31 protein-coding genes and 6 pseudogenes are annotated in these 21,052 nt (G+C 54.0%); 3 read left to right on the forward strand and 34 right to left on the reverse strand.

Going from position 1 to position 21,052, the window contains the following annotated elements:
* Positions 1-399 precede the first annotated feature (399 nt).
* The 18 genes and pseudogenes from DDQ68_RS12635 to DDQ68_RS12720 all read right to left on the reverse strand — a co-directional run bounded on the left by DDQ68_RS12635 (position 400) and on the right by DDQ68_RS12720 (position 11,331).
* Positions 400-1,689: an erythromycin esterase family protein gene (locus tag DDQ68_RS12635; protein ID WP_109656629.1), complete on the reverse strand. Its 1,290-nt coding sequence runs from the start codon at positions 1,687-1,689 to the stop codon at positions 400-402.
* 205 nt (positions 1,690-1,894) lie between these two features.
* The gene (gene rplQ, locus DDQ68_RS12640) at positions 1,895-2,494 is read right to left on the reverse strand and encodes a 50S ribosomal protein L17 (RefSeq protein WP_109656630.1); all 600 of its coding nucleotides are present in this window, start codon (positions 2,492-2,494) and stop codon (positions 1,895-1,897) included.
* Positions 2,495-2,654: 160 nt separating this feature from the next.
* A complete protein-coding gene (locus tag DDQ68_RS12645; protein ID WP_109656631.1) occupies positions 2,655-3,644 on the reverse strand; it encodes a DNA-directed RNA polymerase subunit alpha in 990 nt (329 codons plus the stop codon).
* Between the two features lie 96 nt (positions 3,645-3,740).
* Positions 3,741-4,346 (reverse strand): 30S ribosomal protein S4, encoded by a 606-nt coding sequence (rpsD, locus tag DDQ68_RS12650; protein ID WP_070744251.1) that lies wholly within the window; start codon positions 4,344-4,346, stop codon positions 3,741-3,743.
* 26 nt (positions 4,347-4,372) lie between these two features.
* On the reverse strand, positions 4,373-4,765 hold the full coding sequence (rpsK, locus tag DDQ68_RS12655; protein ID WP_035567868.1) for a 30S ribosomal protein S11: 393 nt from the start codon (positions 4,763-4,765) through the stop codon (positions 4,373-4,375).
* Positions 4,766-4,852: 87 nt separating this feature from the next.
* The gene (gene rpsM / locus DDQ68_RS12660; RefSeq protein ID WP_068236362.1) at positions 4,853-5,230 is read right to left on the reverse strand and encodes a 30S ribosomal protein S13; all 378 of its coding nucleotides are present in this window, start codon (positions 5,228-5,230) and stop codon (positions 4,853-4,855) included.
* Positions 5,231-5,333: 103 nt separating this feature from the next.
* A complete protein-coding gene (rpmJ, locus tag DDQ68_RS12665) occupies positions 5,334-5,450 on the reverse strand; it encodes a 50S ribosomal protein L36 (RefSeq protein WP_044016053.1) in 117 nt (38 codons plus the stop codon).
* A gap of 7 nt (positions 5,451-5,457) precedes the next feature.
* Positions 5,458-5,676 (reverse strand): translation initiation factor IF-1, encoded by a 219-nt coding sequence (gene infA / locus DDQ68_RS12670; protein ID WP_035567874.1) that lies wholly within the window; start codon positions 5,674-5,676, stop codon positions 5,458-5,460.
* A gap of 6 nt (positions 5,677-5,682) precedes the next feature.
* Positions 5,683-6,465: a type I methionyl aminopeptidase gene (map, locus tag DDQ68_RS12675; RefSeq protein ID WP_109656632.1), complete on the reverse strand. Its 783-nt coding sequence runs from the start codon at positions 6,463-6,465 to the stop codon at positions 5,683-5,685.
* Between the two features lie 9 nt (positions 6,466-6,474).
* Positions 6,475-7,791: a preprotein translocase subunit SecY gene (gene secY, locus DDQ68_RS12680; protein WP_109656633.1), complete on the reverse strand. Its 1,317-nt coding sequence runs from the start codon at positions 7,789-7,791 to the stop codon at positions 6,475-6,477.
* 16 nt (positions 7,792-7,807) lie between these two features.
* Positions 7,808-8,254 (reverse strand): 50S ribosomal protein L15, encoded by a 447-nt coding sequence (gene rplO, locus DDQ68_RS12685; protein WP_109656634.1) that lies wholly within the window; start codon positions 8,252-8,254, stop codon positions 7,808-7,810.
* 13 nt (positions 8,255-8,267) lie between these two features.
* Entirely contained in the window at positions 8,268-8,447 is a 180-nt protein-coding gene (rpmD, locus tag DDQ68_RS12690) for a 50S ribosomal protein L30 (protein WP_109656635.1), read from the reverse strand.
* Between the two features lie 6 nt (positions 8,448-8,453).
* Positions 8,454-8,945, reverse strand: coding sequence for a 30S ribosomal protein S5 (rpsE, locus tag DDQ68_RS12695; RefSeq protein WP_070744285.1), 492 nt, complete (start codon positions 8,943-8,945; stop codon positions 8,454-8,456).
* Between the two features lie 90 nt (positions 8,946-9,035).
* Entirely contained in the window at positions 9,036-9,386 is a 351-nt protein-coding gene (gene rplR / locus DDQ68_RS12700; protein WP_068236383.1) for a 50S ribosomal protein L18, read from the reverse strand.
* A gap of 8 nt (positions 9,387-9,394) precedes the next feature.
* On the reverse strand, positions 9,395-9,949 hold the full coding sequence (gene rplF, locus DDQ68_RS12705) for a 50S ribosomal protein L6 (protein WP_109656636.1): 555 nt from the start codon (positions 9,947-9,949) through the stop codon (positions 9,395-9,397).
* A gap of 27 nt (positions 9,950-9,976) precedes the next feature.
* Positions 9,977-10,375, reverse strand: coding sequence for a 30S ribosomal protein S8 (rpsH, locus tag DDQ68_RS12710; protein WP_109656637.1), 399 nt, complete (start codon positions 10,373-10,375; stop codon positions 9,977-9,979).
* A 401-nt stretch (positions 10,376-10,776) separates the two neighbouring features.
* Positions 10,777-10,920 (reverse strand): annotated as a pseudogene (locus DDQ68_RS12715) (integrase core domain-containing protein); the annotation flags it as partial.
* A 33-nt stretch (positions 10,921-10,953) separates the two neighbouring features.
* Positions 10,954-11,331, reverse strand: coding sequence for an integrase core domain-containing protein (locus DDQ68_RS12720; protein WP_109656638.1), 378 nt, complete (start codon positions 11,329-11,331; stop codon positions 10,954-10,956).
* A 522-nt stretch (positions 11,332-11,853) separates the two neighbouring features.
* Between DDQ68_RS12720 and DDQ68_RS12725 the strand changes: the two are divergent.
* A pseudogene (locus tag DDQ68_RS12725) lies at positions 11,854-12,707 on the forward strand (IS5 family transposase).
* A gap of 28 nt (positions 12,708-12,735) precedes the next feature.
* Here DDQ68_RS12725 and tnpA read toward each other — a convergent pair.
* The 6 genes and pseudogenes from tnpA to DDQ68_RS23905 form a co-directional block, all read right to left on the reverse strand.
* A pseudogene (gene tnpA, locus DDQ68_RS12730) lies at positions 12,736-12,975 on the reverse strand (IS66 family insertion sequence element accessory protein TnpA); the annotation flags it as partial.
* 112 nt (positions 12,976-13,087) lie between these two features.
* Positions 13,088-13,417: pseudogene (locus DDQ68_RS23900) on the reverse strand (DDE-type integrase/transposase/recombinase); the annotation flags it as partial.
* Positions 13,418-13,571: 154 nt separating this feature from the next.
* A complete protein-coding gene (locus DDQ68_RS12740; protein WP_162550080.1) occupies positions 13,572-13,949 on the reverse strand; it encodes an integrase core domain-containing protein in 378 nt (125 codons plus the stop codon).
* A 42-nt stretch (positions 13,950-13,991) separates the two neighbouring features.
* Positions 13,992-14,417 (reverse strand): IS3 family transposase, encoded by a 426-nt coding sequence (locus DDQ68_RS12745; RefSeq protein WP_109656642.1) that lies wholly within the window; start codon positions 14,415-14,417, stop codon positions 13,992-13,994.
* Positions 14,414-14,719, reverse strand: a complete 306-nt coding sequence (locus tag DDQ68_RS12750) for a transposase (RefSeq protein ID WP_109656643.1) — start codon at positions 14,717-14,719, stop codon at positions 14,414-14,416. Before DDQ68_RS12750 ends, DDQ68_RS12745 begins: the two co-directional genes overlap by 4 nt.
* Before the next feature lie 46 nt (positions 14,720-14,765).
* A pseudogene (locus DDQ68_RS23905) lies at positions 14,766-15,279 on the reverse strand (transposase); the annotation flags it as partial.
* A gap of 145 nt (positions 15,280-15,424) precedes the next feature.
* Here DDQ68_RS23905 and DDQ68_RS22885 point away from each other — a divergent pair.
* The gene (locus tag DDQ68_RS22885) at positions 15,425-15,739 is read left to right on the forward strand and encodes a transposase-like zinc-binding domain-containing protein (RefSeq protein WP_162549800.1); all 315 of its coding nucleotides are present in this window, start codon (positions 15,425-15,427) and stop codon (positions 15,737-15,739) included.
* Positions 15,740-15,758: 19 nt separating this feature from the next.
* A complete protein-coding gene (locus DDQ68_RS12765) occupies positions 15,759-16,148 on the forward strand; it encodes an IS1 family transposase (RefSeq protein ID WP_162550044.1) in 390 nt (129 codons plus the stop codon).
* 59 nt (positions 16,149-16,207) lie between these two features.
* Here DDQ68_RS12765 and DDQ68_RS12770 read toward each other — a convergent pair.
* From DDQ68_RS12770 to rplV, 10 genes and pseudogenes are all read right to left on the reverse strand, one after another.
* Positions 16,208-17,035 (reverse strand): annotated as a pseudogene (locus tag DDQ68_RS12770) (transposase); the annotation flags it as partial.
* Positions 17,036-17,160: 125 nt separating this feature from the next.
* Positions 17,161-17,430, reverse strand: coding sequence for a 30S ribosomal protein S14 (rpsN, locus tag DDQ68_RS12775; protein ID WP_035567891.1), 270 nt, complete (start codon positions 17,428-17,430; stop codon positions 17,161-17,163).
* Positions 17,431-17,442: 12 nt separating this feature from the next.
* Positions 17,443-17,997: a 50S ribosomal protein L5 gene (gene rplE / locus DDQ68_RS12780; RefSeq protein WP_068236391.1), complete on the reverse strand. Its 555-nt coding sequence runs from the start codon at positions 17,995-17,997 to the stop codon at positions 17,443-17,445.
* 16 nt (positions 17,998-18,013) lie between these two features.
* The gene (rplX, locus tag DDQ68_RS12785) at positions 18,014-18,313 is read right to left on the reverse strand and encodes a 50S ribosomal protein L24 (protein WP_109656646.1); all 300 of its coding nucleotides are present in this window, start codon (positions 18,311-18,313) and stop codon (positions 18,014-18,016) included.
* 3 nt (positions 18,314-18,316) lie between these two features.
* Positions 18,317-18,685, reverse strand: coding sequence for a 50S ribosomal protein L14 (gene rplN / locus DDQ68_RS12790; RefSeq protein ID WP_046246583.1), 369 nt, complete (start codon positions 18,683-18,685; stop codon positions 18,317-18,319).
* Between the two features lie 9 nt (positions 18,686-18,694).
* Complete coding sequence (gene rpsQ, locus DDQ68_RS12795; RefSeq protein WP_070744243.1) at positions 18,695-18,994, reverse strand: 30S ribosomal protein S17; 300 nt, start codon at positions 18,992-18,994, stop codon at positions 18,695-18,697.
* Complete coding sequence (gene rpmC / locus DDQ68_RS12800) at positions 18,994-19,209, reverse strand: 50S ribosomal protein L29 (protein WP_109656647.1); 216 nt, start codon at positions 19,207-19,209, stop codon at positions 18,994-18,996. Before rpmC ends, rpsQ begins: the two co-directional genes overlap by 1 nt.
* Before the next feature lies 1 nt (position 19,210).
* Positions 19,211-19,639: a 50S ribosomal protein L16 gene (rplP, locus tag DDQ68_RS12805; RefSeq protein ID WP_068236399.1), complete on the reverse strand. Its 429-nt coding sequence runs from the start codon at positions 19,637-19,639 to the stop codon at positions 19,211-19,213.
* Positions 19,640-19,754: 115 nt separating this feature from the next.
* On the reverse strand, positions 19,755-20,624 hold the full coding sequence (gene rpsC, locus DDQ68_RS12810; RefSeq protein WP_109656648.1) for a 30S ribosomal protein S3: 870 nt from the start codon (positions 20,622-20,624) through the stop codon (positions 19,755-19,757).
* A 5-nt stretch (positions 20,625-20,629) separates the two neighbouring features.
* The gene (gene rplV, locus DDQ68_RS12815) at positions 20,630-21,052 is read right to left on the reverse strand and encodes a 50S ribosomal protein L22 (RefSeq protein ID WP_109656649.1); all 423 of its coding nucleotides are present in this window, start codon (positions 21,050-21,052) and stop codon (positions 20,630-20,632) included.

Below are 21,052 nucleotides of genomic sequence, written 5' to 3' on the forward strand. Positions count from 1 at the left end.
CGGCTGTCCGCCCGGTACCAATGCACAGCACCACTGATTCAACGAGCATTAGCGGCAACAGGTAGCGAACCACGTCGCGGCCAATTCCAGGATTGAAACCGGCCCGCAGCCCGAACTCTGCCCGTTTCCACCCGCCTAACCACACCAGCAGGACAATGGCAATCCCGCTCACCAGCAGCGCCAGCGCTTGGCCAGTCCATTTATCCAGCGGGGCCCAGGCAGCCACAACGTTGCAAAAAACGAGCAGCGCCCCGCATAGGATATTGCGCCGGCCAATGGCGCACCGCAGCCCCGGTAAGCACAGCAGCAGCACGAGCGTTCCCAATATGAATACACTAAAAACTAGTCTCATTGGCTTCAAATGATTGATTTATTACCCTACTTTAAAATTTCTGCCGGTTAGCGGAGGCTGGTTGCCGCCGCTCCCGGGGCCCCCAGCGGCGTCACCGGGCCCGAGCCGCGCACCAGCACCAGGTACTGCACGTAGGCCGTAGCCGGCAGCTCGGGGCGGAACTGTATCTGCTGCTCCGGCGGCATCCCCGGCGCGTAGCGCAGTTGGATGGGCTGGCGGGTAGCGGCGGCTCCCGGCGCGTCGAGCCGCACCAGCGTGGTGCTGCCCGGCGCGGTGCGCTGCTTCAATTCGGCCAGGCCGATTATCGTCACCAGGGGCCCGTCATGGTTGAATTTATCGGTGGTAGTGTACGGCTGCCCCGCCGCTTGCCAGGGCCCCGGCAGGCCGTCCGTCGGGTATAGCATCCGGCACTCGCTGAACACGCACAGCACCGACGCCACTTTATCGTGCACCGGCAGCGCACTCTGCCGAATGCGAGCCGCCAAGTCTAAAAAGCCGTTTTGCAGGGGGCTTTGCAACACGTGGCCCAGGCCCCACATCCCATACAGCTTCTCGTGGGCCAGCCGCTTGGTCTGCATCAACGCCTGGAAATTTGCAAAGATGTTATCCTCTCGCCGCCCCGCGCGCAGATCGTAGCCCGCATTCGCCAGCGCGTGGCGCAAATCGTCGTACTCAACGTTTGGCCCCATGCTGGCCAACGTCCGCCGCGCCACCCCCATTAGCCCCGGGGCCCCTAGCTGCCGCAGCACCGCCACCACCGAATCGACGCGGCTGCGCAGCCCAGGAGCCAACGGCGACGTGCGCAGCAGCGCCGTGACGTAATCGGCCGCCAGCGGCAAGTCCTGCAACTCGTCGAGCCCCACGAACCGAATGCGCCGCGCCGTCGGCAGCGTAAGGTTCAGGAACCTGATGCGTTGAATTTTCCGGTAAAACTCCTGGTTGGCCCACTGCGCCCGGCCGGCCATCCAACTCCTGAACACGAGTCGCAAGGCACTATCCTGGCCCGTGCGCAGGTACTCGTTTAGGTAAAATGCCTTGGCGCAGTCCACTTCTGCCATGTAGGTGCGCACTCCCGCCCGGGCATTCAGGTGCTTTAGTAGGGCAAAATCAACGTCCTGGGGCCCTCGCACCCCGTGCGATTCGCCCAGCAAAAATAACTGATTGGTATAAAACGCTTTGTCGAACAGCGCAAACGCCTCCCTTCCCGCCTCAATAGTTTCCAACGGGGCCCCGGCAAATACAGATTCCGGCGCAGCGGTTTGCGCCCGGACTCCCGGGGTATCCAGCAGCAGCACGGCCCAAAGCAATGTGTAACGCAGAAGCAGGGTGACTTTCATGATGCAAAACGGCTTAGCCGCAGAGGAGGTGATTGAATCCTTCAAAGCACGCCTCCCCTACCGCTGGCTCCACCTCGCCGCCCGCCAATCCACCGAAAATTCCGATGAGCTGCCGCAAAAATCCCACGAGCTTTATTGCCCAGAACCCGACAAAAAAAGGGATGCCCCATGAGGAGCATCCCTTTTCGAAATCAAACTTTAAAGCTTACGCGTCGGCTTTGGCCTCGTCGCGGCTCTCGCCATCCTTCACCGTTTCGGTGGGGGTATCTTCCGGAGCCGACTGCTGCACGGTAGCGTCAGGAGCGACGGCCTCACCCTTCACTTCGGTGGCCGAAGTCACAGCGGCGTCGCCGGCAACTGGCGCGGCACCACCCGAGCGGCGGCGCGAACGACGCGTCGTGGTAGCTTTCTCAGCGGTAGCGTTTTTAGCTTCTAGCAGGGTGTCGTTGTAGTCCACCAGTTCAATCACGCACATGTCGGCGTTATCACCAAGGCGCGAAGCACTCAGCTTAATGATGCGGGTATAACCGCCGGGGCGGTTGGCAATTTTGCCCGCCACTTCACCGAACAATTCCTTGATGGCCTCTTTCTCCTGCAACTGGGCAAACACCAGGCGGCGCGAGTGCGTCGTGTCCTCTTTCGACTTAGTGAGCAGCGGCTCCACGTACTGGCGCAGGGCCTTAGCCTTAGCTACAGTCGTGGTTACACGCTTATGCATGATGAGCGACGTTGCCATGTTCGACAGCATCGCGTGGCGATGGGCGGTAGTCCGGCCCAAATGATTAATCTTTTTTCCGTGCCGCATGGACTGAAAAGTAAGTGTGCGCTTGCGGGTAGCGACCACGGCGGGTCAAAACCTCATTAGAACCGCTACCCCTCGGGCGCACTGGTTGAAAATGTGAGAAACAAAAAAAGTGGAGCAGTGCCACAGCGGTTACCCACTGCCGCACTGCTCCACCGCATTACTAGTCTTCTTCGAGGCGGTACTTGCCGAGGTCCATACCGAACTCCAGGCCGCGCTCCTCTACCAAGTTCTCCAACTCAGTCAGGCTCTTCTTACCAAAGTTCCGGAACTTCATCATGTCGGCAATCTCCAAGGTCACCAGCTCGCCCATCGTCTTGATGTCGGCAGCTTTTAGGCAGTTCTTAGCGCGCACGCTCAACTCCATGTCTTCCAACGGAGTTTTCAGCATTTTACGCATCTGCATGGTTTCCTCGTCGATGGGCTCATCTTCCACCACACGGGCTCCTACGGTAGCCATCGTACTGTCCGAAAACAGCATAAAATGCTGAATCAGAATGTTAGCCGCACCTTTCAATGCTTCCTCTGGATGAATAGAGCCATCGGTCTGAATTTCGAGAACAAGCTTCTCGTAGTCAGTCTTTTGCTCCACACGAGTGTTCTCAATGCTATATTTCACGTTCTTAATAGGCGTGTAAATAGCATCAATGGCAATCTGACCAAATACTTGGTCAGTCTGCTTGTTCTCGTCAGCCGGCACATAGCCACGACCACGGTTGATGGTCAATTCGAATTCCAGCTCCTTGCTCGGGTCAACGTGGCAGATCACGTGGTCCGGGTTTAACACCTGAAAGCCGCTGGCAAACTTGCTGATATCAGCACCCGAAAAGGTGTCCTGGCCTTTCACGCGCACCGTAATTTTGTCTGGAATGGCATCACTCACTTTCTTGAAGCGCACCATTTTCAGATTCAGAATGATTTCGGACATGTCCTCAATCACCCCCTCAATCGTCGAGAACTCGTGCAGCACGCTGTTGGTGCGCACCGATGTAATGGCAAAACCTTCCAGCGACGACAGCAGAATACGACGTAGCGCATTGCCGATGGTCACGCCGTAGCCCTTCTCGAGCGGTTTGAATTCAAACGTCCCGGTGAAGTCGTCGGATTTCTCCATCACTACTTTCTCCGGCATCTGAAAAGCTAAGATTGACATAGATGAGGCGTTAAAAACTAAAAAAAATGAGGGAGGCATTACGCACGAATGCGGCCCGGCAATTTGCCAGGCCGCACCCTATCGGCGCTATGCAGATTACTTTGAATACAATTCGACGATGAGCTGCTCCGTGATTTTCTCAGGGATCAACTCGCGCGAAGGTGCATTCACAAATTTGCCAGCCAGTTCTTTGCCATCCCACTCCAGCCACGAAAACTGGCGCGAGTTGCGAACCGAAAGACTCGTAGAAATAGCTTCCAGCGACTTCGATTTCTCGCGCACAGCCACGATGTCGCCGGCACGTAAATGATATGAAGGAATGTTTACCACCTCACCATTCACCGTGATGTGCTTGTGACCCACCAACTGACGAGCAGCACGACGGGTCGAAGCAATGCCCAAACGGTAAACCGTATTGTCGAGGCGCGCCTCCAGCAAGCTCAGCAGGTTATCACCCGTAATACCGGGCAAGCTTGCTGCTTTATGGAACAGGTTCTCGAATTGCTTCTCGAGCATCCCATACATGTACTTTACTTTCTGCTTCTCCATCAGCTGCACAGCGTATTCCGACTGCTTCTTACGGCGGCCGCGGCCGTGCTGGCCCGGAGGATAATTCTTCTTGTTGAGAGCCTTGTCCGGGCCGAAAATCGGCTCGGCGAAGCGACGGGCAATTTTGGACGTGGGGCCGGTGTAACGTGCCATGGTAATATAAAATCAGAGGTGAATAATCAGACGCGACGGCGCTTGGGCGGGCGGCAGCCGTTGTGCGGCAGCGGCGTTACGTCGCGGATGGTCGTCACCTCAATGCCCACGTTACCCAAGGCACGAATGGCCGACTCACGGCCCGAACCAGGGCCCTTCACGAACACTTCGGCTTTGCGCATACCCAAATCATGGGCAACCTTGCCACAATCGCTCATCGCCATTTGGGCGGCGTAAGGCGTATTCTTCTTCGAACCACGGAAGCCCATTTTGCCGGCTGAAGCCCACGAAATCACTTGCCCGTTGTTGTTCGTGATGGAGATAATAATATTGTTGAACGAAGCACGAATGTGCACCTGTCCAACCTGCTCCACCACGACAACGCGCTTCTTGGCTTTGTCTTTTCTTTTTTGTGCCATTTGGTTATCGCGAAAAATGCGGGAGGTGTTGACGCTGGCAACTCGAGTACATCACCCGTAGCTGCCAGCGCCGATTCCCACTAAAAGTTATTTCGTTGCCTTCTTCTTGCCGGCTACGGTCTTGCGCTTGCCCTTGCGGGTACGCGAGTTGTTTTTAGTGCGCTGGCCACGTACGGGCAGCCCTTTGCGGTGACGCAAACCACGGTAGCAACCGATGTCCATCAATCGCTTGATGTTAGTAGTTACCTCCGAGCGCAGTACGCCTTCAGTCTTATGTTCGGCAGCAATAATTGCGCGAATAGCACCAGACTCTTCTTCAGTCCAATCCTTCACTTTCTTATTAATGTCGACACCTGCTTTCACCAGAATTTTCTGGGAATTGCTTCGGCCGATGCCGAAAATGTAAGTCAGGGCGATTTCGCCGCGCTTGTTGTCCGGGATATCAACCCCTGCGATACGAGCCATGTAGTTTTATTATGTTTTTGCGGACAGAAACCCGGCAGCATCTTGGAAGGCGGCCACCATAGTGACCAGTACCCAAGGCTCCGGGATTCTTAAAAAAAGTTGCTTAACCCTGGCGTTGTTTATAACGGGGGTTCTTCTTGTTGATGACGTACAGTTTGCCATTGCGGCGGACGAGTTTGCAGTCCACACTGCGCTTTTTCACCGAGGTCTTGACTTTCATGACGAGGTTATTTGTAACGGTATTTAATTCTGCCCTTCGACAAGTCGTAAGGTGACATTTCCAGCTTCACTTTATCCCCCGGCAGAATTTTAATATAGTGCATCCGCATCTTACCGGAAATGTGGGCAATTAGTTGATGACCGTTTTCCAACTCCACGCGAAACATAGCGTTGGAAAGGGCTTCGAGGATGGTACCGTCCTGCTCAATAGAGGCTTGTTTGGCCATAAGGGGCTACTGCAATACTTTTTCGATGTATTCAAAAGACGTGAGAATCTCCGCCTTATCTTTTCTAACAACAACAGTGTGCTCAAAGTGCGCTGAAGGTTTGCGGTCTTTAGTACGGATGGTCCAGCCGTCCGCTTCCTGTACCACATCTTTTTTGCCCAAGTTCACCATTGGTTCAATGGCTAATACCAAGCCTGATTGAAGCAAAGGACCAGATCCTCGCTTGCCATAGTTTGGTACTTCAGGTTTCTCATGTAAGTTGGCTCCCACACCATGACCGACCAACTCCCGAACCACGCCGAAGCCCAAGGGACCTACATGATTCTGAATTGCGTAACTAATATCACCAACACGATTGCCACTAATTGCTTTCTCAATTCCTTTAAACAAGCTTGCTTTAGTTTCCTTAAGCAGAACTAATACCTCGGGGCTTACTTCCCCTATCGGATAAGTATATGCACTATCAGCATGGTATCCATTCATGAAAACACCGCAATCAACAGATAGTATGTCGCCGCTCTTTAACGGTTCATCTGTTGCGAATCCGTGAACTACCACCGCATTAGGTGAAAGACACAAACTAAAAGGAAACTTGTTATAACCCTTAAAGGAAGGCACTCCACCATTGTCCCGAATGAACTCCTCGGCGCGTTGGTCAAGTTGCCTCGTAGTAACACCTTCTTTTATTAGAGCGGCCACCTCACCATGGGCTTGAGCTAATATGTGAGCACTAACCCGGATAAGGTCAATCTCCTCCTCTGTTTTATATTGTATGCTGCCGTTTGCCATGATAACCGCTTACGAGGCTATAGCCACGTTTTGCGACCTTCCGCGTACCCGGCCAGATTTCATCATGCCATCGTAATGTTGCATCAGCAAGTAACTCTGCACTTGGTTCACTGTGTCCAATACGACGCCTACCATGATGATAAGAGAAGTGCCGCCGTAGAAAGCTGAGAAAGGTCGTGTAACACCTAATAGCAATGCAATAGCCGGAAAAATTGCAATGGCTGCCAAAGCAATAGCACCGGGCAAAGTGATTCGAGTCAGTATTTCATCGATGAATTCCGAAGTATCTCGTCCTGGTTTAACACCAGGCACAAAACCACCGCTTCGTTTTAAGTCATCAGCAATCTGATTGGGATTGACACTGATTGCAGTGTAAAAATATGTAAACACAACAATCAGAACCCCAAATGTCAGGTTGTATTGCCAAGAGGTGTAGTCTGAGAATTTTACTCCGATGTAGCTAGCAAAATCACTCTTATTTTGCCAGACTGAAGCAGCAATTGCTGGTACGAACATCAGCGATTGGGCGAAAATAATGGGCATCACGCCAGCAGCATTCACCTTCAACGGAATAAACTGACGTTGGGCGTCAAGCTGTGTTGTGCCCCCAACCTGCTTGGCATATTGCACAGCAATGCGCCGAACAGCTTGAGTCAACACGATAACGGCCATCACAACCAAAAACAGCACAACCAATTCTAGCAAAAAAATCAACGATTTGTTTACGCCTTTGGCAGCAGCTTCCCCAATCATCGCACCAGGTAGGCGGGATACAATGCCGATCATAATAATCATGGAAATACCGTTGCCAATACCCTTATCGGTGATCTTCTCACCCAACCACATACAAAACAGCGTTCCGGCTGTGATGATAAGCATAGTTGAGATTGTGAAGAAAGTACCCGGATTAGTGATTGCCTCGGCATTAATAGTGGCAATGAAGCCTACAGACTGTGCAAGAACAATCGGTATCGTTAGGATGCGAGTATACTGATTTATCTTCTTACGGCCTGACTCACCTTCTTTTTGCAATTTCTGAAAGTACGGTACTGCGATCGTTAACAATTGCAGTACAATACTAGCTGATATGTAGGGCATGATGCCCAAAGCAAAAATAGAAGCGTGGCTGAATGCACCGCCAAGCAACGTATCTAAAATACCAAATAGACCTTCGGCGCCCGTTTTTAGTCGGGTTGGATCAACGCCTGGGAGAACAACGTAAGAGCCCAGACGATAAATGGCAATGAAAAAAAGCGTATTGAGGATTCGCGTACGCAAGTCCTCAATCGCAAAGATATTTTTTATCGCGGTGATAAATTTATTCATTGCCTTTATTTGAGCTTTAGAGCGTTACCGCCTTGCCGCCCGCTTTCTCAATAGCTTCAACAGCCGACTTTGAAAAAGCGTGAGCATGAATTTCAAGGGCAGTAGTAATTTCACCACGACCCAAAACCTTGATTTTAGCGTTTTTTGACACCAGTCCGTTTGCTACAAAGTAGGCTGCATCCATAGTAGCGGTTTGCGTGCCCTCAACCAGAGAGGCAAGTACGTCCAAGTTGATAGCTTTGTATTCAACACGGTTGATGTTGGTGAAACCAAACTTAGGCACGCGGCGCTGAAGTGGCATCTGACCACCTTCAAAGCCAGACTTACGCTTGTAGCCCGAACGCGACTTGGCACCTTTGTGACCTCGGGTCGACGTACCACCACGGGTCGAGCCTTCGCCACGACCGATCCGCTTTTGGTTCTTTGTAGAGCCAACGGCAGGTTTTAGATTGCTAAGATTCATAATGATTGAAAGACTACAGGTCGGTTACTTGCACCAGATGCTGCACACTTTTAACCATGCCTAAAATAGCTGGATTAGATTCGTGTTGAGCAATACTGTTCATTTTGCCTAAGCCCAACGATTTGACGGTGCGCTTCTGGCGCTCGGGGCGGTCAATGACGCTACGCACGAGCTTTACTTGAATTTGTGCCATTGTCAATTAACCGTTAAATACACGGGACAAAGAGATACCACGTGCCTGTGCAATTTGCAACGGGTCACGCATCTTAGCTAATGCGTCAAAGGTAGCCTTAACTACGTTGTGGGGGTTCGACGAACCCTTCGACTTAGCCAAAACATCTTTAATACCTGCACTTTCAAATACGGCGCGCATGGCACCGCCAGCAATTACGCCAGTACCAGCTGCAGCAGGCTGCACCAGTACAAAGCCACCGCTGTACTTGCCTTGCATCACATGAGGTACAGTATGCTTGTACATTGGTACTTTTACTAAGTTCTTCTTAGCGTCATCGATGCCTTTAGCAATAGCATCAGTTACTTCGTTGGCTTTACCAAGACCGTAACCTACAGTACCATTACCATCACCCACTACCACAATAGCAGAAAAACTAAAGCGACGACCACCCTTCACCACCTTCGCAACGCGGTTGATGGCAACGACTTTTTCTTTGAAGTCGGAGTCCGGGCCCATGCGACTCGCTTCCTTGTTGCGGTCCCGGTCGTTGCTACGCTGACGGTCTCCGCCAGGACGATTGTTGTCGCGTTCTTGCGCCATGATATTTTAGAAATTGAGGCCGCCTTCGCGGGCTCCTTCTGCTAATGATTTTACGCGGCCGTGATACAAATAACCTGAACGGTCGAATACCACTTTCGAGATACCTTTCTCTTGCGCCACTACTGCTAGCTGCCGACCAACAGCGGCCGCTAGTGCTACACCGTTACCACCTTCGGCAGTTACTTGTTTCGACGATGCCGAAGCAAGGGTACGGCCAGCCGTATCGTCAATAATTTGAGCGTAGATGCCTGTATTACTACGAAACACCGACAACCGCGGCCGCTCGGACGTGCCAGCCACCTTCGTGCGGATGATGCGCTGGATTCGCTTTCTGCGGGTTGCTTTATCAAAAGCCATGATGCAAATTATTTAGAGGCTGTTTTACCAGCTTTGCGACGGATAATCTCACCCACAAAGCGTACACCTTTGCCTTTATAAGGCTCAACTTTACGCAGCGAACGAATCTTGGCGGCCACTTGGCCCAGCAGTTGGTTATCAATACTCGTTAGCGTGACAATCGGATTTTTACCCTTTTCTGTAACAGCCGTAGCGGTTACTTCTTTTGGCAATGCGATGTACACGTTATGAGAATAACCAAGAGCCAACTCGAGGGTAGTCCCAGCTAACGTAGCCTTGTAACCTACACCTACAAGCTCCAACTGCTTGGTGAAGCCATTACTCACTCCAACCACCATGTTGTTGATAAGCGAGCGATACAGGCCGTGCATAGCTTTGTGGCGCTTCTGCTCAGTAGGACGGGTTACGGTGAGGGTACCGTCTTCAACAGCAACGGCAATATCGCGGTCCACTTGCGTGGTCAGCGAGCCCCTGGGGCCCTTTACCGTCACCGCGTTGTCTTTGTCAACCGAAATATCGACCCCAGTGGGAACAGTAATCGGCAGTTTACCAATACGTGACATAGTTCTATTAGCTAAGCAGATTTCGAATTAGTACACGAAGCACAGTACTTCACCACCTACGTTCTCGGTTTTAGCCTCCTTCTCCGTCATCACACCTTTAGAGGTTGAGATAATGGCAATACCCAAACCGCTGAGTACACGCGGAAGGTTATCAGCCGCGACGTATTGACGCAAACCAGGCGTCGAAACGCGCTGAAGCTTGGTGATGGCCGGGACCTTAGTAGTGGGGTTGTACTTGAGCGCGATTTTAATCGTGCCCTGTACTGCTGCATCATCAAACCGGTAGCTCTGAATATACCCTTTGTGGTAGAGCACCTTCGTGATTTCCTTTTTGATATTGCTGGCCGGGATTTCTACTACCCGGTGGTTCGCCTTGATGGCGTTGCGCACCCGGGTCAGATAGTCGGCGATGGGATCAGTGTTCATTGAGTGCTAGATGCGTCCAGTTTTTTCGGAGCGCAAAGATAAGAAGATTTCGCCGGGCTTCCAATGGGGGCCAACGAAATCTTGGTTAAGACTACTTGGCTTGCCCGGCGACGGTACAGCCAATGGTTTCTTTCGGCAACCTGCCAAAGGGTCTGGGGCCTTCCCCAACTTTTCGGAGTGCAAATGTAGCAGGCTTACAGGGCTTTTGCAAGCGGGTAAGGAAGTTCTCTTTAGAAATTGTACATCAAGCTATTTTATATCTCTCCCCCACTACCCGCCGCCCAAGCATCAGCAAAAACTGAGAGTAGCAGGAGATTTACAAAATACAATTCAAATTAAGCATGTAATAAGGCTGAGGTCCTCCCAATTACTGGACCGGTCAAAAGTAGAGAGTCAGGCGTTCAAAGCTCGACAGTAGTAGCGGCTGCTGCCACCTCATCGGGGATTAAATTCTGTGAGGAACTGTGGGGTCGGAAGCCATTATACTCCTGCCGCCACTGCTCAATTTTCTCCTGGGCGTCGGGTAGCGAGAGAAACCTGTAGACTCCCCCTGTAAGTGAGCCAGTCAAAAGTAGAGGTCAGGCAGCTTGACGAAACTCGATGGGGGTTAAGAAGTTAAGGGCCTCATGGGGCCGCAGGTGATTATAATCATACTGCCAGCTCTGGCACTGTTCGCGCACCTGCCGCAGGCTGGTGAAGAGGTAGGCGTTGAGCAGCTCGCGGCGAAACGAGCCGTTAAAGCGTTCAATATAGGCGTTTTGGGTTGGACTGGCAGGCTGAATCCAGTGCAGCTCGATGTGCTGGTCCTGGCACCAGGTCTGCAAAACCTGGCTGATGAGTTCGGGCCCATTGTCTACTCGAATCCGGGCGGGTGGGCCGTGGCAGCCAACCAGCGTCGTGAGCAGGGCCACTACGCGCACAGCGGGCAGCGAGAAATCAACCTCGATACCGAGCACTTCCCGGTTCTAGTCCTCCACTACGTTGAGCGTGCGGAAGCGGCGGCCATCCGTTAAGGCATCGCTCATAAAGTCGGGCGACCAGCAGACATTAGGCTATGGAGGGACTTCCAAGGGCCGCTTGACCCGCTCGGGCAGGCGTTTCTTTTTGCGCCGCTTTCCTATTTGTAAGCTAATTACCTGATAGATATGCCATAAGCGCTTGTGATTAACCAGTACGCCCTGCTTGCGCAGGCGGTAGTAGTACTTCCAAAAGCCCCACCCGCTGTGGCGCGTGACCAGGGCCTGCAAGCGGCCCATTAGGTCAGCATCGGCGGGCTGGATGCCCCCACGGCCCCCACCGGGTGGCGGGGCGTAGCTGTTGCGGGCCAGGCCCACCAGCGTACACGCCTGGCGCTGGCTCAGCCCCCGCCCGCAGGCGTAGTGGGCTACTGCGCGCCGGGCCGTGGGGGTGGTTACTTTTTTCGCAAGACCTCCTTAGAGGCTATCCGAATAGGAAAAAGTCAGTTGTATTTTAGGGGTATGGCTACGGTTCAAGAATTTCGTATTTCGGACACGCTTTGGGAGCGCTTGTCCGCTCATTTGCCCGTGCATGTGCCCAAAGCACATCCCTTGGGCCGTCACCGGCAGCGGGTGCCGAACCGGCAGGTGCTGGACGGGATTTTCTTTGTGCTGCGCACGGGGTGTCAGTGGAAGGCGCTGAGTGCGACCGGCATCTGTTCGGGTTCGACGGCCCACAGCCGGTTCCAAGAGTGGGTGCAGGCTGGGGTTTTTGCCCGGCTCTGGGACGTAGCCCTACAGGACTACGAGGACTTGATTGGCCTCGATTTTGAGTGGAATTCCCTCGACGGCTCGCTGCACAAAGCGCCGTTGGGCGGAAAAAAAAACCGGGGCCAACCCCACGGATCGGGGCCAACCCCACGGATCGGGGCAAAGGCGGGGTCAAGCGCAGCCTGCTGACCGAGGCGCGGGGCATCCCCGTGGGCCTGGTGCTCGACGGAGCCAACCGGCACGACATGAAGTTGACGGAACCCACGTTGACGAGCCTACCCCCGGCGGCTGAAGCCGCCCGCGATGCCCACCGCGCCGGCGGCGGCGAGCAACACCTGTGCCTGGATGCCGGCTACGACTATAACCAGGTCCGGGAAATCGTCGCGGCCCACGGCTACACGGCCCACATCCGCCCGCGCGGGGAAGAGGTCCAAGCCAAAAAAGCCGGCCAGAAAGCCCGCCGTTGGGTCGTGGAGCGGACCCACTCCTGGCTCAACCGCTTCCGCCACCTGCTCATCCGCTGGGCCAAAAAGCCCGAAAACTACCTGGCCATGCTCCATTTTGCTTGTGCCCGAATTACCTGGTATAACTGTCTTTTTGGGTGACCCCGTTCCCCTATTCGGATAGCCTCTTAATGACCTGATTCTCCAGGCTCAGCTCCGCGTAGAGTTGTTTGAGGCGGCGGTTTTCGTCCTCCAGATGCTTGAGACGCTGTAACTCGCTGGTGCTCATGCCACCAAACTTGTTTTTCCACCCGTAAAACGTGGCCTCGCTAATACTATGCTCGCGGCAAATCTGGGTGACGGTCTGCCCTTGGTCCTGTTGGCGCAAAATGCCCAGAATCTGGGCTTCGCTGAATCGACTCTTTTTCATGAATAGCTAAAAATAGAGAAAGTGAAAAGTTACTACTTCTCTCTACTTTTGGCTGGCTCACTTACCGGGGGAGCCTACAGGGTAGCGAGAGAAACCAATGCACGTTTAATCACTCGTCGCGGAAGCTGCCGTTAAATGATTCCATGTACGGATTATCCGTGGGTTTGCCCGGCCGCGAGAAGTCCAGCGTGACGTGCTGGTCGTAGGCCCAGCGGTCCAGGGCCTTGCTGATAAACGCGCTGCCCTGGATGCGTTCGGGAACCAAGCCCAGTTCTTAGTGTAAGCGCTGCATGACGGCTATCACATCTTCCCCTTTGAGCGACTGCCCCACGTGAATAGCCAAACACTGGCGACTCTAGTTATCGACCACAGTTAAGGAGCGGATTTTGCGCCCATCAAAGAGGTTATCGGCCACAAAATCCATGCTCCAGCGCTGATGCAGGCGGCCCAGTGGTAGCCGTTCCAAGCGGTATGCGGCCAGCCCGGCTGCACTTGGGACGTTTGCTACATAAGTGCGCCTTCCAGGCAGTAAAGGCGGTGTATAGGGTGGTCCAGTGAAAACAGACAGGGAGCTAAGATAGGTTTATTTTCAGGTCCTATTCAAATTGGTGGGGCGAGCGGTAGCCGAGAGCGGAGTGGCGGCGTTCGAGGTTAAAGTAGACATCAAGGTACCAGGCGATTTCTAAGCGGGCTTCTTCGAGGGAGGCGAAAGGGGCATTGCCAGGCAAGAGTTCGGTTTTCAGGGTGCTCCAGCCGGCTTCGGCCTGGGCGTTATCATAGGGGTTGCCCGGCCGGCTAAAGCTGGGCACCGCGCCAGCTTGGTCGATACGGGCGCGGCAGGCTTGGCTGGTGTATTGGCTGCCGCGGTCGGCATGGATGAGGAGTCCCGGCGCGGGCTGGCGCAGGATCAAGGCCTGTTCCAGCGCCAGCAGCACGAGTTCGGTGGGCATCTGCGCGGCCAGGTGCCAGCCCACGACCCGACGCGAGCAGGTGTCGCGCCAGGTGACCAGGTAGCATCAACGCCCGCCCACCAGCGGCAGGTAAGTGATGTCGCCGACCCACACCTGGTCGGGGGCGGTGGGGGCCGGCTGGCCGAGCAGCCGGTTTTCGGCCACGACGGCCGCCGGGTCGGCCACGGTCGTGCGGGGGCGGTGCGGGTGGGTGCTCAGGGCCCGTAATCCGTTGCGGTGCAGCCAGGTGCGCAGCGCATAACGCCCCACCGCGTGCCCTTCGGCATGCAATTCGGCCCGCAACCGGCGGGTGCCATAACGGCGGGCATGACGCGCAAAGGCGGCCTGCGCCGCCAGCTGCCACGCCGTAGCTGGTGGGGCCGGGCGCTGACGCCACTGATAATAGCCGGCTGAACTGACCGCCAACAAGCGGCAGAGCACCCGCACGGGCCACGGTTCCACGCAGGCATGGATAAATGCGTAGCGGCTCATGACTGAGGCGGTTGGGAGAAGATGGTCACGACTTTTTTTAAAATATCACGCTCCATTTCTACGCGCTTGAGTTCGGTACGCAGCCGTTTGATTTCGTCGCGCTCCGCGCTGCTGGGCACGGCTTGTTCCAGCGCCTCGCGCTGCCAACGGCCCAACAAGGCGGGTGAAATGCCTTGGGCCCGAGCCACGTCGCTTTGTCGGGCACCAGCCGCCACTTGGCGAACGCATTCGGCCTTAAAAGCCAACGTGTACTTCTTGCGCGGGGCAGGCAGCGTTCCGCCTAGATTCAGTTTTTCAGTCATGGGCAATGGAAGATAAGACTTCACACTGTCCGTTTTAGCTAGACCACCTCAGTACACGCTTGTGATTAGCCAGCCAGCCTTCCCGCCGCAACAGGGTGTGCAGGCGCTGGCAACCGTAGCGAATACGCACCTGGGCCAACTCGCGCAAACGCTGGCGGAGCAAGGTGTCGTCCTGGCCATGCGCTTTGTAGGACCAACTGGCTCGTTGCAAGCCGATAACCCGGCAGGCCCGCCGGGCTGAGATGCGGTAAGCGTCGATTAAGTGTTGAGCCGCATGCCGACGCTGCACGGGCTTCAGAAGGTTGTTTAAGCACATCTTGGAGCAGCTGCTTGTCCAAGCTCAGGTCAGCCACGAGCTGTTTAAGCGGCTAATTTTCCTCTTCTAACTGCTTGATCCGACGCAGCTCAGGTACACCCAGGCCGCCATACTTCTTCTTCCAATTGTAGTAGGTGGCCTCGCTGATGCCCATCTTCCGGCACACCTCCGCGACGGTCACACCGGTGTCGGCCTGGCGCAGCGCGAACACGATTTGAGCCTCGGTAAACTTGGTCTTTTTCAGGACAATTGTCTGGATTTTAAGGTACGACAAGTGCCTGATTGCTCTACTTTAGCTTGGTCTAGTTTTATGGAAGAAGGTCAGGTGATTTACCTAGCGACGTATTTTGGGCGGTGGTCTATTAGCGAGTGAGGTTGTAAATTAGCGCATGGTTTATACGCAACACTTATGTGCCCGCTGTGGTAGTGAACACATCCGCCGCAATGGCACGCAGGGTGGTCAGCCTAAATACCAGTGCAAGGCGTGCGGGTATCAGGCACGGTTTATACCAGCGGCCGTGGCCAAGGCGGCACAGTATGCGCAGGTGGAAGCCTTGCTCACCGAGCGTAACTCCCAACGTAGCATCGTGCGCGCCACCGGCGTGGCACGGATGACCATCGCCAAGCTGATAAAAAAAAGCGGCCTTGGACTCGCCCCGGCTGCCGCGTCGCCGGACGAAAAAGGCCCAACGCCGGAAACCTGAAGCCCTCGAACTTGACGAAATGTGGACCTTCGTGGGCCGGCGCACGTGCAAAGTCTGGTTGTGGCTGGCCGTTGAACGGGCCTCGCGCCGCATCGTGGCCTGGGTGCTGGGTTGCCGGGGAGCCGCCACGGCCCGGCGCTTGTGGGCCGCGCTGCCGCGACGCTACCAACGCCACTGCCGCTACCACACCGACCAGTGGGAAGCCTACGCCAAGGTCTTGCCCGCCCACCAGCATCGGCCTCATCCCAAAGGCAGCGGCAAAACCAATATTGTTGAGGCTATCAACTGCTCCTTACGCCAGCGCTGCGGGGTATTGGTCCGCAAATCCTGCTCCTTTAGTAAAAGTTTGCGCATGCACACGGCTCGCATCAAGATTGTGATTGACAATTACAACCTCACTCTTCAATAGACCGCCGCCGTATTTTGTTTCAACGATTTGTGGTATTCTTTAATTTTCCACCGTCTTTAGTAGATTGTCGTCAACTGGGCCTGGTCCAGGCTCGTATCACTGCTCACCAGCTATAGCACGCCCTGCGACCCATCTTTGTTGAGAAAGATTTGCCGAGCCACGAGCACCGCCGGTTGGACGGAGCTCAACCAGACGTGCAGGGGCTGCTCATCGGGAAAAAGCGGGGCATCGAGGGCCTGAAACTGGCCATTCTTGCGGCCCTTATCACGCAGGGTTACGGTGCGCGAGGATGCGAGAGCCAGCACGAAGTCGTGGCCGAGTTCGAGCACCGTGTTCAGGTTCTCGGCTGAGGCATACCAACTGTCGGCCAGCAGGTAGCGGTAGCGGACGTGCTGCTGGGCCACGCGCAACATGGCCCGCAGGTACTCGTTTTTGGTGAACTTACTTTTAGCGCTGGTTTTCTGGGTCTTGGGATCCACCACGGCTTCGGTCTTTTCGATGAGCTCGACGGCGATGGGCAGGGACAGTTCGCCGGCCTGATAGCGTAGGCTCACGAAGTTGAGGCCTTTGACGAAGCGGCCCTTGCGGTGGTCGTAGTGGGTACAAATCAGCGCACTTGGGTCCGTGTGGGCCTTTTCCAGAATCGAATCATCCACGAGTAGGACGGCAAATTCCGCCGCCGGCCGCTGGCGCTCGGCTTGGCGAATTACGGGCTTGGCGGCGGCCCAGACCTGGGCCGAGTCCAGATACGAACTACTCAGCCAGCGCGTCACCTGGTCGTGGCTCACGGCCCCACCCAGGAGCCGCGACAAGCCCGTGGCGGAAGTTTGCCCCGTCGAGCTAATCAAGTAATCCGTGTGCAAATCCAGCGTGCAAGTCCTGGCCAGTTCGAAAATTACTCCCCAAATATCCGCGTAACATCAGTGATTAATATGCCAAAAAAAAGCGCCTTGATTAGTCAAGGCGCTTTTTTTATAAATAAGTCTCTATTACAAAAAACCTAAACTGGATACTACCAACTCGACTTGGTCACACCGGGAATTTTCCCGGCGAGCGCCATTTCGCGGAAACGCACGCGGCTGATGCCAAACTTGCGCATGTAGCCGCGGGGACGGCCATCAATCATGTCGCGGTTGTGCAGGCGCACGGGCGAAGCGTTTTTGGGCAGCTTATCAAGACCTTCATAGTCGCCGGCAGCTTTCAAAGCCTTGCGTTTCTCAGCGTAGCGGGCCACGGTGGCAATTCGCTTGCGCTCCCGTGCTTTAATGGATTCTTTAGCCATGAGTTCAAAAGATTAAGCTTCTTTCTTAGCGTTAGCGAAAGGCATACCGAATGCTTTGAGCAACTCGTAACTCTGCTCGTCATTCTCAGCAGTGGTCACAAACGTGATATCCATACCTGAAATACTCTTGATCTTGTCGATCGAAATTTCAGGGAAGATAATTTGCTCCTTTACACCCAGTGTGTAGTTACCACGGCCATCAAATCCTTTGTCATTGATACCTTTAAAGTCACGTACACGGGGCAATGCTACAGTCAACAAACGGTCCATAAACTCATACATCCGCTCGCCGCGCAAAGTCACTTTCGCGCCGATGGGCATACCCTCGCGGAGCTTAAAGTTAGATACCGAGCGCTTAGCAATCGTTGGAACAGCTTTCTGACCAGTAATAGTTGTCAGCTCTTCAACACCATTGTCGACCAGTTTTTTGTCAGCAACCGCTGCACCAATGCCGCGGTTAATGCAAATTTTGGAGATGCGCGGTACCTGCATGATGCTCTTAAACTGGAATTTCTCCTGGAGCGCTGGTACTACGTCTTTTTGATATATGTCTTTTAATCGGGCCATGATACGAGGAGGCTAGTTAAGCCTTTTTCGTGGCCGGTGCGCTTTTGCGCACCCGCTCACCGGTTTTAGGATCGACAACCTGCACATTGCTTACGTGCATTGGCGCCTCCATCTTAGTGATGCCACCTTGGGGTGACTTGGCGCTCGGCTTGTTGTGCTTAGTTACCAAGTTAAGACCGTCCACAATCACACGCTGGGTCACTCGGTTCACCGATTTGATGACACCAGTTTTCCCGCGCTCATCACCGGCAATCACCTTTACAGTGTCGCCCGATTTCACATGTAGCTTAACGGGCAGTTCTTTATTAATAGCCATGGCTTACAGTACTTCGGGGGCCAGCGATACAATTTTCATGAATTGGCGCTCACGCAACTCACGGGCCACTGGTCCGAAGATACGTGTACCGCGCGGCTCATCATTGTTGTTAAGCAACACAGCGGCATTATCGTCAAAGCGAATGTAACTACCGTCTTTACGGCGTACTTCCTTCTTTGTACGCACAACCACTGCCTTGCTTACAGTACCTTTTTTAGCGTTGCCAGAAGGAATAGCTGATTTAATAGCTACTACAATTTTATCGCCAACACTAGCGTATTTTTTGCCCGTGCCACCCAGAACGCGGATGCAAAGCACTTCCTTAGCGCCGCTGTTATCGGCTACCGTCAGGCGGGATTCTTGCTGAATCATTGGTCTGTGTTATTTAGCGCGTTCAATGACTTCTACTAAGCGCCACCGCTTAATCTTGCTCAGCGGACGGGTGCTCATAATGCGCACCGTATCGCCTTCGCCACACTCATTCTTCTCGTCATGAGCGTGAAACTTCGTGGTTTTAGTCACGAACTTCCCATACTTAGGATGTTTCTGCTTTTCAACTACAGCTACCGTGATGGATTTTTCCATCTTGCTACTGGTTACTTTACCAACGATTTCTTTACGCGCATTACGGTCGGAAGCTGGGTCGTGAGCCGGCAACAGTTTTTCTTGAGTTGGTTCCATTATTGAGCGGGATTAATGGCCTGCTCGTTATTGCGGCGGGTTTGCTCGGTAAGCAAACGGGCAACATTTTTGCGGCTAGCCTTCAGACGGGAAGGGTTTTCGAGCGGCGAAATGGCGTGGGCGAAACGTAATTGTTGGCCCTGAGCACGCTCAGTTTTAATTTGCTCTTTCAGCGCATCAGCGGAAAGACCTTTGATGTCGTTCTTGTTTTTCATGTTAAGCGGCGGCTTCAACGTAATCGCGGCGTACCACGAATGTAGTCCGAACCGGCAATTTTTGGGAGGCTAAGCGAAGCGACTCCTTCGCTACCTCCAGCGTCACACCATCCGATTCAAACATAATCTGGCCCGGTTTTACGCAGGCTACCCAGTACTCTGGCGAGCCCTTGCCCTTACCCATCCGCACTTCAGCGGGCTTCTTAGTAATGGGCTTATCGGGAAAAATGCGGATCCATACTTGCCCTTCGCGTTTCATTGCGCGGGTCATGGCAATACGGGCTGCCTCAATCTGGCGAGCCGTAATCCAAGACGTTTCCAGCGACTTGATAGCGAACGAACCGAAGTCTATGGAGCTGCCGCGGTAGGCTAAGCCAGTCACGCGACCCTTTTGCATCTTGCGATACTTAGTCCTTTTCGGTTGTAACATGAGAAATTAAATAAAAAGATTGTTAGGGATGGGCGGACTAAATGCGTAAAAAGTCTGCTTCGAGGTATTAAGACATGGGACCCAACACCCCGAAGTAGCTTCTTATCTTAGTTAATTAGCGGCGGGGTGCCCGGCCAGCTCCACCACCTTGGGCAGGGCCGTTGCGACGGGGGCCGTTGCTATCGCCACGGCCAGCACCGCCAGCAGGAGCACCACCGGCAGGATTACCGCCACGATCGCGGCGGGGACCACGGTCACCACCGCGGTCGCCACGTTCGCCACGAGGGCCACGATCATCGCGGCGTCCACCAGCATCGCCACCTGGATTAGTCTGCTGTTGGTTAGGTGATAGATCAGGCTTACCAAATACCTCCCCACGCATTACCCACACTTTGATACCAATTTTGCCATACACTGTCTGAGCTTCTGACAGCGCATAATCAATATCAGCGCGCAAAGTGTGCAAGGGAGTACGGCCCTCTTTATACTGCTCCGAACGGGCAATTTCAGCGCCACCCAAACGACCACCACACTGAATCTTGATGCCTTCAGCTCCAACCCGCATTGCAGCTTGGATAGACATCTTCATAGCACGGCGGAAAGAAATACGGGCTGCCAACTGCTGGGCAATGCTCTCACCTACCAGCTTAGCATCCAGTTCTGGACGCTTAATCTCAAAGATATTTATCTGGACATCTTTGTTGGTGATTTGCTTTAACTCATCTTTAATCTTATCAACCTCCTGACCACCCTTGCCAATTACCACGCCCGGGCGAGCCGTATTAATGGTAATGGTGATCCGCTTGAGCGTACGCTCAATCACAATGCGACTGATGCCACCTTTCTGAATACGGGCGTTGATGTACTTGCGAATTTTTTCGTCTTCCACCAATTTCTCGGCGAAGTCCTTACCGCCGTACCAGTTCGAGTCCCAGCCTTTGATGACGCCCAAACGGAAGCCAACCGGATTTACTTTCTGTCCCATATTATTTATGAGTTGGCCTCGGCCTGATTTTCGGTGGTGGCGGAATTAGCAGCTTGCGCCTGAGCGGATTTACTGCCGGCCTTCTCAATCATTGTATCGATTTTCAGCGTCACGTGATTGCTACGCTTGCGAATACGGTGACCACGGCCCTGAGGGGCAGGACGTAAACGCTTTAGCTGCCGACCTTCGTCAACGAAGATCTCGCTAATGTAGAGATTTGCCTCTTCAATACGCTGGTCTTCGTTATGTTGCTGCCAGTTGGCCAAGGCCGAGAGGAGCAGTTTCTCAATCTTCTCAGCACCGCTGTTGGCTTCAAAGCGGAGCAAGCCCAAGGCCCGCGTCACTTTTTGACCGCGTACCAAGTTGGCTACCAAGCGCATCTTGCGCGGCGAGGTAGGCACATTGCGGAGTTTTGCTACTGCTTCCAT

Source organism: Hymenobacter nivis (genome assembly GCF_003149515.1).
Classification (GTDB): domain Bacteria; phylum Bacteroidota; class Bacteroidia; order Cytophagales; family Hymenobacteraceae; genus Hymenobacter; species Hymenobacter nivis.